Source organism: Streptomyces sp. NBC_01635, from assembly GCF_045209715.1.
GTDB classification, from domain to species: Bacteria; Actinomycetota; Actinomycetes; order Streptomycetales; family Streptomycetaceae; genus Streptomyces; species Streptomyces hirsutus.
In genome coordinates this window covers 7,432,716-7,446,789 of sequence record NZ_CP109277.1, presented here as the reverse complement: position 1 = coordinate 7,446,789, position 14,074 = coordinate 7,432,716, and the positions used below count along the sequence as shown (strand labels likewise).

Annotated in this window: 13 protein-coding genes and 2 pseudogenes; 7 read left to right on the top strand and 8 right to left on the bottom strand. The window is 71.2% G+C overall.

The window, feature by feature from the left end; genetic code table 11:
- Positions 1–9: 9 nt before the first annotated feature.
- The 3 genes and pseudogenes from OHB56_RS34630 to OHB56_RS34620 all read left to right on the top strand — a co-directional run.
- Positions 10–870 (top strand): alpha/beta fold hydrolase, encoded by an 861-nt coding sequence (locus tag OHB56_RS34630; protein ID WP_406357676.1) that lies wholly within the window; start codon positions 10–12, stop codon positions 868–870.
- A 181-nt stretch (positions 871–1,051) separates the two neighbouring features.
- Positions 1,052–2,515 (top strand): 4-hydroxyphenylacetate 3-hydroxylase family protein, encoded by a 1,464-nt coding sequence (locus OHB56_RS34625; RefSeq protein WP_406357674.1) that lies wholly within the window; start codon positions 1,052–1,054, stop codon positions 2,513–2,515.
- 90 nt (positions 2,516–2,605) lie between these two features.
- Positions 2,606–2,977, top strand: a pseudogene (locus OHB56_RS34620) (aldo/keto reductase); the annotation flags it as partial.
- A 51-nt stretch (positions 2,978–3,028) separates the two neighbouring features.
- Here OHB56_RS34620 and OHB56_RS34615 read toward each other — a convergent pair.
- Entirely contained in the window at positions 3,029–3,490 is a 462-nt protein-coding gene (locus tag OHB56_RS34615; protein WP_406357673.1) for a pyridoxamine 5'-phosphate oxidase family protein, read from the bottom strand.
- Positions 3,491–3,591: 101 nt separating this feature from the next.
- Positions 3,592–3,855 carry a hypothetical protein gene (locus OHB56_RS34610; RefSeq protein ID WP_406357671.1) on the bottom strand — a complete coding sequence of 88 codons (264 nt, stop codon included), beginning with the start codon at positions 3,853–3,855 and terminating at the stop codon, positions 3,592–3,594.
- 432 nt (positions 3,856–4,287) lie between these two features.
- Here OHB56_RS34610 and OHB56_RS34605 point away from each other — a divergent pair.
- Positions 4,288–4,449: pseudogene (locus OHB56_RS34605) on the top strand (IS630 family transposase); the annotation flags it as partial.
- Between the two features lie 29 nt (positions 4,450–4,478).
- Here OHB56_RS34605 and OHB56_RS34600 read toward each other — a convergent pair.
- The 6 genes from OHB56_RS34600 to OHB56_RS34575 form a co-directional block, all read right to left on the bottom strand.
- On the bottom strand, positions 4,479–4,922 hold the full coding sequence (locus OHB56_RS34600; protein WP_406357669.1) for a GNAT family N-acetyltransferase: 444 nt from the start codon (positions 4,920–4,922) through the stop codon (positions 4,479–4,481).
- A gap of 171 nt (positions 4,923–5,093) precedes the next feature.
- Positions 5,094–5,546 carry a hypothetical protein gene (locus OHB56_RS34595; protein WP_326755658.1) on the bottom strand — a complete coding sequence of 151 codons (453 nt, stop codon included), beginning with the start codon at positions 5,544–5,546 and terminating at the stop codon, positions 5,094–5,096.
- A gap of 79 nt (positions 5,547–5,625) precedes the next feature.
- On the bottom strand, positions 5,626–6,108 hold the full coding sequence (locus OHB56_RS34590; protein ID WP_406357667.1) for a hypothetical protein: 483 nt from the start codon (positions 6,106–6,108) through the stop codon (positions 5,626–5,628).
- A gap of 207 nt (positions 6,109–6,315) precedes the next feature.
- On the bottom strand, positions 6,316–6,852 hold the full coding sequence (locus OHB56_RS34585; RefSeq protein ID WP_326755656.1) for a DUF6415 family natural product biosynthesis protein: 537 nt from the start codon (positions 6,850–6,852) through the stop codon (positions 6,316–6,318).
- A 271-nt stretch (positions 6,853–7,123) separates the two neighbouring features.
- On the bottom strand, positions 7,124–8,377 hold the full coding sequence (locus OHB56_RS34580; protein WP_406357665.1) for a helix-turn-helix domain-containing protein: 1,254 nt from the start codon (positions 8,375–8,377) through the stop codon (positions 7,124–7,126).
- A gap of 260 nt (positions 8,378–8,637) precedes the next feature.
- Entirely contained in the window at positions 8,638–10,218 is a 1,581-nt protein-coding gene (locus OHB56_RS34575) for an IucA/IucC family protein (RefSeq protein WP_406357663.1), read from the bottom strand.
- 122 nt (positions 10,219–10,340) lie between these two features.
- Between OHB56_RS34575 and OHB56_RS34570 the strand changes: the two genes are divergently transcribed.
- The 3 genes from OHB56_RS34570 to OHB56_RS34560 are packed head-to-tail and all read left to right on the top strand — an operon-like array spanning position 10,341 to position 14,023.
- A complete protein-coding gene (locus OHB56_RS34570) occupies positions 10,341–11,906 on the top strand; it encodes an IucA/IucC family protein (RefSeq protein ID WP_406357662.1) in 1,566 nt (521 codons plus the stop codon).
- A gap of 9 nt (positions 11,907–11,915) precedes the next feature.
- The gene (locus OHB56_RS34565; protein WP_326755652.1) at positions 11,916–13,190 is read left to right on the top strand and encodes a VWA domain-containing protein; all 1,275 of its coding nucleotides are present in this window, start codon (positions 11,916–11,918) and stop codon (positions 13,188–13,190) included.
- Positions 13,190–14,023, top strand: a complete 834-nt coding sequence (locus tag OHB56_RS34560; RefSeq protein WP_326755651.1) for a hypothetical protein — start codon at positions 13,190–13,192, stop codon at positions 14,021–14,023. Before OHB56_RS34565 ends, OHB56_RS34560 begins: the two co-directional genes overlap by 1 nt.
- Positions 14,024–14,074: the final 51 nt, after the last annotated feature.

The following is a 14,074-nucleotide window of genomic DNA, read 5'->3' as shown; positions in this document are numbered from 1 at the left end:
GAGAAGATGATGACGTACACGAGCGTGTGGTCGGACCTGGCACAGGTCGAGTTCCGTCAGGGATACCTGGAGACGGGGCCGTACCGGACCCGGTTCCTGCAGTCGGGCAGCCCGGACAAGCCGCTGCTGCTGATGCTGCACGGGATCACCGGGCACGCCGAGGCGTACGTGCGGAACCTGGCCGCGCACGCGGAGCACTTCAACGTCTACGCGATCGACTTCATCGGCCACGGCTACTCGACCAAGCCCGAGCACCCGCTGGAGATCCCGCACTACCTCGACCAGGTCCACCGGGTGCTGGACGCGCTGGGTCACGAGAGCGCGTACTTCAGCGGGGAGTCGCTGGGGGGCTGGGTGACCGCGCGGTTCGCGCAGCTGCACCCCGGGCGCACCGAGCGGATCGTGCTCAACACGATGGGGGGCACGATGGCGAACCCCCAGGTGATGGAGCGGCTGCTGACCCTGTCGACCCAGGCCGCCGAGGACCCCTCCTGGGAGCGGGTCAAGGCCCGTCTGGAATGGCTGATGGCCGACCCGTCGATGGTCACCGACGATCTGATCAGGACCCGGCAGGCGATCTTCGAGCAGCCGGGCTGGAAGACGGCCTGCCGGATGAACATGGCGCTGCAGGACCTGGAGACCCGGCGGCGCAACATGCTCACCGACGACGACCTGCGCGCCATCGAGGCGGAGGCGCTGGTCGTGTGGACCACCAAGGACCCCTCGGGTCCGGTGGACGAGGGGCGCCGGATCGCGGACCTGATCCCGCGGGGCCGGCTCGCGGTGATCGAGAACGCGGGCCACTGGCCCCAGTACGAGCAGACCGAGACCTTCAACCGGATCCAGCTCGACTTCCTGCTCGGCCGCTGACCTCCGCTCGGCCTCCGCTCCCCCGGCCGGACCGTCACCGCGACGGTCCGGCGGCCGTCCCCCCTGCTCCCCTGCTCCCCGGCTCCTCTGCTCCTCTGCTGCTCCGTGGCCCGGGAGCCGGGCCACCACGTCGCGTCCCGCTCGGACGCACTCGCCAAGCCTCAGCACAAGGAGTGACGACATGGGACTTCGTTCGGGTGCCGCGTACCTGGAGGGTCTGAGAGACGGTCGCAGCCTGTACATCAACGGTGAGCGGGTCGACGACGTCACCGCCCACCCCGCCTTCCAGGGCGTGCTCACGACGCTCGCCGGGCTCTACGACGCCCAGCTGGACCCGGAGTTCGCCGAGGTCCTGACGGTGTGGGACGACGCGACCGGGGAGGCCCACAGCACCACCCTGCTCGAGGCGCGGAGCCACGAGGACGTACTGGCCAGGCTGCGCTGCGACCGGCTCAGGACCGAGCTGACCTACGGCATGATGGGCCGGCTCCCCGACTTCATGAACGCCTACCTGCTCGACGTCCGAAGCAGCCTCGAGCACGTCGGCAAGCACGAGGAGGCGGCCCGGATGGGGGCCTACCTCGCGCGGCTGCGCCAGGAGGACCTCGCGGTCACCCACACGCTGGTGGACCCGCAGAGCGACCGCTCGACGCAGGACGCCCCGCCGGAGGCGGTGCGGATCGTGGAGCGTCGCGAGGACGGCATCGTGATCCGGGGCGCCCGTCTGCTGTCCACCCTCGCCCCGGTGGCCGACGAGGTCTTCGTCGGCCCCTACGTGCCGCGCCGGCCCGGCCAGGAGGACTACGCCCTGGTCTGCACGCTTCCGCTCGACGCGCCCGGCCTCAAGATCGTCTGCCGGCAGGCGTACGACCGTGGGGACGGTCTCTTCGACACCCCGCTGAGCGGCCGGTTCGACGAGGGCGACGCGATCCTCGTCTTCGACGACGTCTTCGTCCCCGAGGACCGGGTCGTCGTCGCCGGCGACCTGGACGCGTACAACAACGTGGTGCGCAACGCGGTCGGCTACGGCCCGCTCCAGGGCGCGGCGCGCAGCACCGCCAAACTGAAGTTCCTGGCCGGGCTCGCCACCGTGGCCGCGCGGACCACGGGCCGGGCGGACTCGCCGCGCTATCAGGAGGAACTCGGCGAGGTCATGGGCCTGTTGAACGTCGCCGAGGGCGTACTCGACGGGGCCGCGGTCGATCTGAGCCGCCGGATCGGCGAGCGTCGCGACCCCGGATCGGTGCGGCGCGGGCACGGCTGTCCGGACGAGGAGTCGCGGGTCGGCATCGCGGCGCTGACGTTCTTCTTCCCGCACGCGATCGCCAGGGCGGTCGAGGTGCTCCGGCTGGTCGCCGGCAGCGGTGCGATCGTGATGACCGAGGGCGAGCTGCGGCACGAGGAGATCGGTCACCTCGTGGAGAAGTACGTCCACGGCCCGGGGGTCGGCGCCGAGCGACGCCTCCAGGTGATGCGGATGGTCTGGGACATGACCTGCAGCCCGTTCGCCGCCCGCCAGGCACTCTACGAGCGCTACTACACCGGCGACCCGGTCGTCGGCAGGGTGCTGTTCTTCAACGCGCCGAAGACCCGCGAGGCGGAGGCCCTCGCCGAGCGCCTGCTGGGGGCGACGCCCGCAGAGTGACGTCCGGGCGCCGGAGGCGTGAAAGGCCGGCGCCCGCGGCCAACCGCGCTGCCGGCGTTTCCCCTTGGGCGAGGGGGAGACCGTACTGCGATGACATCGACCGAGTTCCGTATCGGCGGGGATCCGGGCGTACGGCGGCTGGGGTTCGGGGCCATGCGCCTGTCGACGGACCCGGACCCGGGGCCGGCCCGCGCGGGCGCGCTCGCGGGCGCCCGGCGGGCCGTCGAGCTGGGCGTCACGCTCATCGACACCGCGCATCTGTACGGTGGCGGAGCCCATGAGGAACTCCTGGCCGAGGCCCTGCACCCCTACCCCGATGATCTGCTGATCACCACCAAGGTCGGGGTCGCCCGCACCGGTCCCGGGGGCGAGTGGAAGCTCGACGGGCGGCCGGCCCTCCTGCGCGACCAGGTCGACCAGGCCCTGCGGCGGCTGCCCCCGGCACACCTTGAACGCCTCAAACGCCTCGAACGTTTGCACGAAGCGGGATAGGTACCGGTTTCCCCGGCCCGCCTACCCGGCGATGTCGAGCGCCGTTCCGTACAGCCGGTCCACCTTCAGCCGGACGACCACCCGGCGTTCGGCGACCAGTTGCTCCAGGAACGCGGCTTCGTCCTCCGGCTTCGCTGCCTCCAAAACCAGCGCGAGCAGTTCCCGCCCCACCGCGTCGCCGGGGACCTTCGTGACCTCGGAGACCTCCGCCTCGCCCTCCGCGACGGCGAACGACCACACGTCGCCGCCCCGCACATGCAGCGCCGCACGCGGGTCGCGCCGCAGGTGCTTGGGTTTGGCGCGGTCGGCCGTCGTCGAGAACCGCACGACGCGGGCCTCGGCGTCCCAGCGGTAGGCCATGGTGGTCAGATGCGGGTGGCCGCTGCTCTTCACGGTGGCGAGGGTGCCGAACTGCTGTGTGCCGAGCAGACGGGAAAGGGCTTCGTCGGACAACGGACGTGGTCCCGGGCGTTCTTCAGTCATGTGGTGGTCAACGTCCCTAACAGCTAATGGTGTTCCTCAGCCTGGCACCTTTACTTGCGTTCCCTTCTCACCCCTCATCGGCAACGACCTTCACCACCCGGCTACTTGCGCACTCCGTCGATACCGAGGGCGATTCCCTGAAGAGTCAGAGCACACAGGAACAACACCATGAAGACGGTCAGGTTCGTGAGTCTCACCATGCCCACGGCAAGACCCATGACCAGCAAGCCGGCACCCCACCATTGCGGGTGCACGGGCCGTCGGACCCAGAAGGCGCTGACCCGTCCGGTGACGAGGGCGAACGCACCACCGGCCACAAGGAGCAACGCCAGCAGGACGGTGAGGAGGAGGAAGAACTGTGACACCGGCGAACTCCTGAGGTGATCGGGAAAGGTAGGGCGGGCCGCCCATGGGTCCGGCAGCGGGTGCCTTCGACGAGGCGCCCTCCCTCGCAGACCTCACCGCCACCGGCGGGCTCCCACCCTCACGGCTGAGCCGGTGATCGCCCCTACTGGATCGGATCGCTCCCACCGGGTGAGATAACGGCCGATCATACGCGCGCAACACCCCGCCCCCAGCGAACCGATCCCTGTCATCGACACACCTGCGACGGCGTTGCGTTCACCCGGTGATCCAGGAACGGATGTGCGGACGCCGGAGAGCACGGAATCCTTGACGCCGTAGCCGACAAGCCCTCCAGGGTGGCCATAACACCGTTCCGGGCGAAGAGGTCGACTTCCCCGGCGGGCCCGGGTGACGGCGTCGTGGGCATCGGGTCCGACTTCGGTGCGGACGGAGACCACACCGTCCAGACTCGCGAACTCCACCGGTACATGCGCCGGCGCAACGCCCACGCCCGCCACCCCGACGTGCCGGCCGCCCAACGCGGTGAACGCGCCCGCATCCGCAGCGAGAAGGGCATCCGCCGGGGCGGACGCCGCCTGCTGACGGTTGCCTGACCGGTGCGGCACAGCGCCGGGTGAGACGGTCAGCGTGCCGGACGGACCATGATGATCACCGGGTGACCGCTCTCCTCGTCCAGCTGGTGTTCCCGCTCCTCAAAGCCCATGAGTCCGTAGAAGCCTCGGGCCCTGGCGTTGGCCTCGAACACTCCAAGCCTCAGCTCGCCGCGCAGCGTCGCGGCATGCTCCACCAGCACTCGCCCCACGCCCCGCCCCTGCGCCCGGGGGTCGACGAACAAGCCGCCGATCTCGTTCCCGAGCAGGCCCAGCAAGGCGATGACGTCTCCGGCCTCCTCCGCGACCCAGTTCTCGGCCTCACGAAGGTAGATCTCCCGAAGCTTGCGAGCCCGTTCCCCTTCGCCCTCGCCTTCGACGAACGGATGTGCCAGCTTCGAGGCACGCGACCACAGATCCACTACCACGGCTTCGTCGGACGCCTGATAACGCCGGATGGCAGGCTTCGTATCCATTCTGCGCACGCTAAGCAGGCCTCCCGGTTCGATCAAGCGATTTTCGATTTCGCCGAGACCACCGGGCAGCCCAGAGCAATATCCCCAACCGGCAACCCGGTGAACCTGTGCGGCCACGGCACCAGCGACAAGCAGGGCCGAACAGGGCCGAACAGGGCCGAACAGCGGAGGCTACGCGGCGACCGGGCGGCGCGGCAGGAGAACGCGTGCCCGCGCCGCCAGGCCGGTGTCCTCCAGGGCGAGCCGCCCGGCGGTCACCCGCGCGTGCCCGTAGTAGGCGCTGTCGAGGTCGACGGTGCGCGCCATGTCGAGCGACCACGCGGCGGCCGGGACGTCGATGGTGCCGGGCTTCCTCACCGTGAGGGAGCCCGCCCCGGTGCAGGCGAGCCAGCAGCCGCACCGCTGCTCTTGTGCGCCCTTCCACTCGCCGATGAAGCCGTGACGGGCGGCCATGGCGAACAGGTCACCCGGTTCGTGCACGTTGCCTCCGACGGGAACCACCCCGAGCACGGCGGTCAGCCCGCCGTCCGCCGTGGTGTAGCCGAGGACGCAGTGCGACCCGGTCTCCCAGTCGTGCAGGAACGGGAAGAGCATGAGCCTGCTGCGGCCCGACAGGTGTGCCATCGATGCGCCTCTCTCACCGTGGCGCCAGGCCCGCCCACTGTACGGGCGGACCGGCACCACCTACCTGATCGTGCTGACGTCAGTTGCTGTGCTCGCACGTGGGGAGCGGGTTGCCGCCACCGCCGTCATCTCCGCACGTGTCCCCGCAGTCGGCTCCCTCCTCCCACAGCTCGGGGGCGACCCGGAAGCCCGCGGACTCGATGGCCGCGACCGTGAGGGGGAGTACGTCGGCCGCGGGCGGGTAAATCTTTCCACCGAACCCGTCGCACGGGTTGTGGTTCACCTTCGGCCAGCCGTGCGAGGCGAAGAAGGTGTCGTACTCGCGGGTGTACTCGAGGAAAGCGTGCCAAGCCGGATCAACTGCCCTGCTCATGAACAGGGGCGGTGCGTCCTCGGGCTTCTGTGCACAAGTGGCGAGGTAGGCGATGGCCTGGTCCGTGACGGCCTCCGCCCGTTCCTGGTCCAAGCCATGACTCTGGGCGCCCCTCAGACTCAGTCGCTCGAAGAACGCCGGATCGACCAGCGTCCGCGCCGGAGTGGCTTCCATGACTACTACAGACATTCCGTATTCCACTTCTGGTGTGATGTTTCGGTGTGGTGTCGGCCCGCCCCAGAGCTCGACCTGACCAAGGTGAGGGCCCGGGGCGGGCGTCTTGCGCGCTGTCCCGCCGGAGGCTTGCGGTCGTCCGACGGGACGGGCATTCATGGGGTGCGCTCCTGGCCCTGCGGTCGCCGTGGGGACCCCTGCGCCAGAGGCAAGGACAGCCGGTCAGCCGCCGGTACGACGGGCCATATGCATGCACGTGGCGTGGACGCGTCCGTTACGACCGGCGTCGCCGCTGGGGCCCGCCCGGTCGTACGGCCTGGAGTCCTCGCCGTCCTCGAGGGGCAGCCGGCAGACCAAGCACAGGTGAGCCTGGGTGAGGGTGTCGTAGTGGCCGTACAGGGCACACACCGATCGTGCGAGCCGCTTTACCCGTTCCACTTCGCCGGTGAGGCCCGCAGCCTCGGGTTCGTCCAGGCGACAGCGGGCCTCCCCGACTCCGGCGAGCGCCGCCCGCGCGGGCACGTCGTCGATGTCTCGCTGCCCGGCGAGGTACTCGACCTGCGGAATCAGCTCCGCCACGCAGCGAGCGAAGTCCTGCCCGAAGCGAACCGTGTCGCCATGGCGGGGCAAAGTGGTCCGGTCGATGAACCAGGTGGCAGCAGCGCGCATGGACATGCTGCCCCGCGGGCCGCTCCCCGTGTCGGGCGAGGTGGTGTTCATCTCGTCCCCGCCCGCCCGGCGCAGCGGTGGCAGCGACACGGCGGAAACACGCTGCGGACGGGCACCTGTCCCCAGCGGTCCGTGACGTTCACGCTGCCCCGGTCGTCGATGACGGTCCCGTTCCGATCAACCCGGTAGACGTGAATGGTCATCCTGACCCGCGGCCTTCTGCGGGCTGTAGCGTTCATGACGTCGGCGCTCCTACGCAGCGGTGGCACCCCGGCGAGGTCTCACCACCTCGTCGGGGACTGACGCTTACGAACGTAGAAGCACCTGTACCCCGCCGCCGACCGTAATCCGGTCGCTACTCTCAAGCAGCGAGAATGCCTACCTTCATGGCCAGGTCAGCGGCACGACGGCGGCGGGCCGCCTGGGTCGACTCGATCTCTTCGAGAAGGATCGACCGGGCGTAGCCGTTGTATCGGATCGTCTCCGGGGCGGCTTCGAAGGCCTTCTCCAGAGAGGCGACCGCCACGTCCGGCTGGCCGTCGAGCCGGTAGCCGCGCGCTTCCTCGATGCGGTGCCGGGCCCGGCGGGGCCTCGACTTGATGACGGCCTTGTCCGCCTTCGCCGACTGCCGCACCGCCTCCCCACCCTGATGCAGTTCCACGGCCACCGTCACCGCGTGGGCGCTCATGATGGCCTGCGAGAAGCTGGTCACCGGGTGGAAGTAGTCCGCGGGCAGCCGGGCCGCCATGACATTGGCCCGGTCCCAGTGCCGCCACGCCGTACCCGTCTCCCGTCGGCGTGCAGCGGTGTAGCCCAGCTCGAACTCCAGCGCACCGGCAATGGCGCGGACATCGGCACCGGCGTCCGGCAACAGGCTCCGCAGGTAAGCCAGGGCTTCGCGGTTCACGGCATCGGCGGCGTCGTAGTGGCGGATGCCACGGTCACGGTGCGCCTGTGCCAGCAGCCATGATGCGACTCCGATCGCGTGCGGGTCCTCGCTCTCCTGGGCGGCGATCATCCCGCGCTCGGCAACCCGCCACAGCAGATCGCTGTCGGGCTGGTAGGCGACGAAGAACTGCGACAGGGAGTACGTCTGGGACAGCAGGCACTGCGCCGCGCGCCTGTCGGCGGCCGTGTCCGCGTGCCGTACGAGCGACTGCGTGTCCCGGATGAGGTCGGGCAGCAACTTGCCGACGGTCTCACGATGGTTGGGCGACTTATGTCGTTCCCGCCAGGCCGCGTGCAACCTTGATTCCACGTGCGCCACCGGCGGCGGCTCCGTGTCGGAGGTGAGCGGAAAGGCGTCGACCGCAGCTTTCACAGCGGCCAGACGGGGGTGGCCGGGCCCGACGAACAGATCGACGTGCCCATCCGGCCGTCCCGTCAGATCCGCCAGGTCGCGAACCCTCAGAGCCTCAGCGATCCGTATCACCATGCCGAGAGCCGGTGCCTTCTGCTGTCCGTTCTCGATCTTCCGCATGGTGTGGGGCGAGATGCCCACAAGGCCGGCGAGTTGGGCCTGCGTCATTCCGCGGCGCTCGCGAAGGATCTGCACCCGCTGGCCGAAACGCAGCGGGTCGACATATGGATCGGGGGATACCTCTGGAAGCTTCACGGCCTTGCCCCTCCTAGCAACTTCGTCACTACGAGGGTAGGCACAAGGCAGGTTCTCGTGTGGGTTGCTGTGTCATGCCGTGGGGGTGAAGTGCCTCCGTCCACCTCGCGATGTCCGTGCGTCCAGCTCATGATCGGCAAGGGGGCGGGGCCCAGCGCATGGCCTCAGGCCCCATTGAAGGAACTCGGCGCTGGACGACGGGGAAAGCCCAGCCTGAGCGAATCCCGCATCCGGCGGCGCAACCGGCATGCCGCCCGTGCCTACGTCTCCGCCAGCGGATTGCGCACCGGCAGGTAGCGGGCCGCCGCTCCGTCGGCGTCGGTCCAGCGCAGGAGGAGGTTGGTCTTGGCGGGGAGGGTGGGGGCGGTGAGGAGGGTTTGGGCTTCCGGGAGGGGGTGGCGGGAGAGTTCCCGGCGGACCGCGGGCCAGGGATCGAAACCTGGATGGTGTTCGGTCAGGGCTGCTGCGATTTCCGTCAGGTGGTTGACGATCAGGCAGTAGACGAGGCGTTCCCAGCCTGCCTCCCTGGTCACTTCCGGCAGTAGTTTCACGCCTTCGGCGTCCCGGTACAGGGCCTGTACGGGCATGCCGCCGGGGTCGACGGCGATCAGGGTGTTCTGCAGGTGGGCCTCGACGACGACTCCGTGCCGGGCGAAGGCATCCAGGGCAGGGGGGACGACCTGGGCCAGGTAGGCCTCCCACCAGGCGGCGGGGGCGGTGGTGGAGGCGAGCGGGTTGCCCTCGTAGTCCTCGGTCAGGGCCGCGGCGAGGTGCGGGGTCGTGCCGGGCAGCAGGTGGCGGTGCAGGCCGTCGCGGACCAGGACGGCCAGTTCCTCGAAGGCGAAGTCCGCGGTGCGGTATCCGCGGTCGCTGAGCCAGGCCGCGGGGGCGTCGGGGGTGGCCGAGGCGGTGAAGGCTTCGCCGGTGGCCTGGTCCGTTCTACGAAGCTTCCGCAGGTCGTGGCGCCACAGGCGGCGGATGTCGTTGGTGATGCGCACGTCCAGGCTGAACTTCAGGAACAGGTCGTGTGCGGGGGTGTACACGGTGCGGATCGCGGCCGTGGGCCATACCGGGAACCCGGTCGTGCCGAGCCTGATCAGGCGGCCGTCGGCGAACGCGGGGGCCAGGCTCCGGGCCGCCAGCTCCACCTGCCAGGGATGGGCCGGCAGGAGGCGGTAGCCGGGCGGGGCGGAGCCCAGCCGATCCAGGGACGAGGTGTCGCCCTCCTCCACCACCGCGTCCTCGCGCAGTCCCAGCAGCGTCAGCGGGAAGTGGGCGTACGCCTCCGGTGCGTACGGCAGCCAGCTCGCCGTGGGGCCGGCGCCGCGCGCCTTGGGGGCGGGGTGGTGGGTGTGGCCGGTGAGCAGGGACTGCTCGGAGCGGAGGTAGGGGTCGGCAGGTGGGGTGGCGCCTGCCCGTGCGGCGAGCAGCGTGGCCACCGCGTCGCGGCTGTCGGTCATCTCGGCCGGCAGTTCCCGGTTGGGCACACCGGTGTGCCGACGCAGCTCCTCGGCGACGAGTTCCACCAGTTCCGGGTGGCCCAGGCGGCGCCACGTGCCGTCCTCCGCGCGTACCTCGGGTGCGGTGGGGCGCCGGGTGCCGTGGACGCGTAGCAGGCGGCCGGTGCCGGGCAGGCGATAGGTGCGGGGGGCCTCCGCCCTGTGGTGCCGGTCGCGGTCCCGGTTGCGGTCCTCGTCCGCGTTCTCGTCCGGCACCGGGAGTGCGACCTCGCGCAGCAGGCAGTTCAGCAGCGGTGCGGTCGCGTACGCGTCGGCGTGAGCGGCCGGTCGGGCCCCCTCGGAGGCGCGGGGCGCCGCGTCGTCGTCTGCGGTCGGGGGCATGAGGTCCACGCGTTCCACTGTTCCCTACGGTCTGTCCGGACGGAGACGATCAGTATGTCCGCGTGTCCGCCACGGACCGGCAGTTCGTTCCGCAGCACGTTTCGTACCCGAGGAGTCCGCCCGTGCACCGTCCCTCCGCCGTCGAGGCCGAAATCGCCGACGAGCTGGCCGTCGTACGGCCCGCGCTGGTGCCCCGGTACGCGGCAGCGCTGCCGGGGGCCCGCGCGGCCGTGCTGAGCCGGCTGTGGCGCGGTCTCGCGCACGATCCGCTGCCGTGGGTCACGCGCCGGGAGCCGGACCGTGACGGGCTCACGCTGCGGCTGACGGACGGCCGCCGGCTGCGTGGCCCGCGCCCGGACCCGTATGCGACCGCCGCGTACGTCACCGTCGTGCGGCTGGACGGGGTGGCGTACGGCGATCCGGCGCGGTTGACGGGAGAACTCGCCGTACCGCACTCGGCTTCCTTCGCCGCCGAACTCGCCCACAGCGTGGCCTCGTTGGCGCTGTCCCGGGCGGGAGCGCCGGAAGAGGGCGGGGAAGACGCGGGTGAGTGGCCCCGGTGGGACTGGGAGTGGGAGCAACGAGTGGTCGACGGGCACCCGTTCCACCCCAACTGCCGTTCCCGGCCCGGTTTCTCGGTGGCCGACCAGCTGGCGTACGGGCCCGAGCACCGGCCCGTCGTGGAGCTGGGGCTGATTCCGGTACCGGCCGGGGACTGCCTGGTGACGGGGGCCTGGCCGGAGTGGCTGCGGGACGGGGAGCAGGTGGTGATCCCGGTGCATCCCTGGCAGGCGGCGCATGTGCTCAAGCGGGAGCCCGCGGGGCGGATGGCGGCGCGTCCGCTGATGGCGCTGCGGACGCTCGCACTGCCCGCCGGGCCGCATGTGAAGACGGCGTTGAGCGCACGGCTGACGTCGTCGGTGCGGGACATCTCGCTCGGTTCGGTCGCCGCATCCGCGGTGCTGTCGGAGTTCGGGGAGTCGATGGCGGCACGGGCCGACGGGCTGTTGCACATCACCCGCACCCTGGGCGCCGCGGCGGCCGGTTCCGCCGATCTGGCGGCCGTGGTGCGCGAGTCGCCGCAGGAGTACGCGGCGGCCGGGGAACGGGTGGTGCCGGTGGCGGCCCTGGCGGCGACCGGGCTGCCCCGCTCCCCCGCCTGGACGGCCCGGTTCGCGCGGCTCGCCCTGACGGTGGGACTGCGGCTGCTCGAACTGGGCGTGGCGTTGGAGGCGCACGGTCAGAATCTCCTGGTCGTGCTGTCGCCGGACGGGGAGCCGGTGCGGCTCGTCTACCGCGATCTGGCCGACCTGCGGATCAGCCCGGCGCGGCTCGCCCAGCACGGCATCCCCGCGCCCGAGTTGCCCGCCCGCATGGTGACGGACGACGAACGGACTTTGCGGCGCAAGGTGTTCGGCTCGCTGGTGGCGGGCGCGCTGGCCGGTACGACGGGTTCCGGCCCGGCGCTGCGGGTCGCGCTGGAGAGTGCCGTACGGGATCTGCCGCGCACCCCGGACCTGGCGGCACTGTGCGGCGAACCGCTGCCCGCGAAGGCGCTGACGCTGATGCGGCTTTCACCGCGGGCGGCCGGGGACGAATGGGCGGAACTGCCCAATCCCCTTCAAGGCGAGCCCGAGTGGGGCCGGCCCCGGAACCCCGCTGGGGAGTGCGGTGATTCCGGTCAATAGGATCCGGCGATGATCAGAAGAAAATGGCCGGCAGCAGGCGTCGGCGTCCTGCTCGCCGCTCTGACGGCGGGGCTCGCCTTCCCGTCCGCGGCGGTCGCCGGTGAACCCACGGGCCAGGACGCGCCCCAGGTCGACCTCGTCCTCGATGTGAGCGGCTCGATGCGGACCCGGGACATCGACGGGCAGTCCCGGATGGCCGCGGCGAAGCAGGCGTTCAACGAGGTGCTGGACGCGACGCCGGAGGAGGTCGAGCTGGGGATCCGCACCCTGGGGGCCGACTACCCCGGCGACGACAAGAAGGAGGGCTGCAAGGACACCGCGCAGCTCTATCCGGTCGGCCCGCTGGACCGCACGGAGGCCAAGACGGCGGTGGCCACGCTGAGCCCGACCGGCTGGACACCGATCGGCCCCGCCCTGCTGAAGGCGGCCGGCGACTTCAAGGACGGCAACGGTTCCAAGCGGATCGTACTGATCAGCGACGGCGAGGACACCTGTGCCCCGCTCGACCCGTGCGAGGTGGCCCGGGAGATCGCGGCCAAGGGCATCGGCCTGACCATCGACACCCTGGGCCTGGTGCCGAACGCCAAGCTGAGCCGGCAGCTCAGCTGCATCGCGGAGGCGACCGGCGGCACTTACACCTCGGTCCAGCACCAGGACGAGCTGACCGACCGGGTCAATGAGTTGGTGGACCGCGCGGCGGAGCCGGTGGTGACGCCGGTCGCGACCGAGGGTGCCGCGTCGTGCGCGAAGGCGCCGACGCTGGAGTCCGGTCTCTACACGGACCGTGAGGAGTTCGGGCAGCAGCGCTGGTACCGGGTGGACGTGCTGCCGGGCCAGGAACTGCGTGCGTCGGTGAGTGTGGCGGCGGACCGGGCGGTGAACCCGGACTACGGCGTGCTGCTGCGGGCCGTCACGGTGCACAACCGGGAGATCGTCCGCGGCGAGGCCGCGGGCACCGGCCGTACGGACGTCCTGTCCACCGGCCTGCGCTATCCGAAGCCCGAGCGGGACGACGACGACGGCGACAAGCCGGCCGCCGAGACGGTGTGCCTGGCGGTGACCAACTCGTTCTCGCCGGGTTCCGGTGTGAAGACCACGCCCGGCCTGCCGCTGGAACTGACCATCGATGTCGTGGAGGGCCCGGACGGGTCGAGCGACGTGGCCTCCTTCGGCCTGGGCCGGGGCTGGTGGCTGCTCGGCACGCTGGTTCTCGCCGGCTTCCTCGCCGGTCTCGTCTGGGGCTGGCTGTCACGCTGGCGGTTCGCGGTCTGGAGGACCAGCTGATGCGCATCACCCGCTTGTTGGGCGCGGCCCTGCTGACGTTCGGGCTGTCCGCGGCCGCCGTGGCCCCCGCCGCGGCCGACTCCACTCCCTCCCCCGGCGCGTCGTCCGAGGACGGCGCCGGACCGACCCGCGCGGGCACCTCGTTCCGTACCGCGACGGAGTTCGAGCAGGGGCAGACCGCGACGGCGCGTGCGTCCGTCGGCGACTACCTGTACTGGTCGTTCCCGGCGGGTACGGGGCAACGCCCCACCGTCGAGGCGTCGGTGAAGCTGCCCGAGACGCACGCCGCCGAGACCTGGCGGATCGACGTGTACGACGGTCTGCGCCGTCGGCAGGCCTGCCAGTACGGCGCCCAGACCCGCACCGCGGCGGCCGACGCGGCCTCCGTGGAGCTGAAGTGCGTGCTGCGCACGGTCCGCGCCTGGTCGGAGCCGTGGGCCAACGACCCGCTGCCGGGCACGTACTACGTCCGGCTCACGGCGGTGAACCTCACGGCGGCCGACCTGGGCCAGTCGGTGGACATCGAAGTCCGGGCCGGCTCCAAGGAGATGGGCGGTGCGGCGGCGGTCGACGGCTCGCTCTCCGAGCCGCTGGTACCGGGTATCGCGCTGCGGAACGCCGCGGACGACCAGGACGGCGACGGTGACGGGAACGACTCGCCGACCGCCGTACTGGCCGACCTCGAGCCCGAGGACGGCTGGACCTCGGGCTGGTGGTCCAGCCGCTGGGTGTGGACCGCGGTGGGCGGTGCGCTGGCCGCACTGGCCGGGGTCGCCGGCTACCGGTTGACGCGGGGAACGGGACGGCCGTCCCGGGTGCCGCCGGGCGCGTGACCTCCGGCGGGACGTCCGAGGGACGCCCGGCGCGTGACGCTCTCCCAGGAG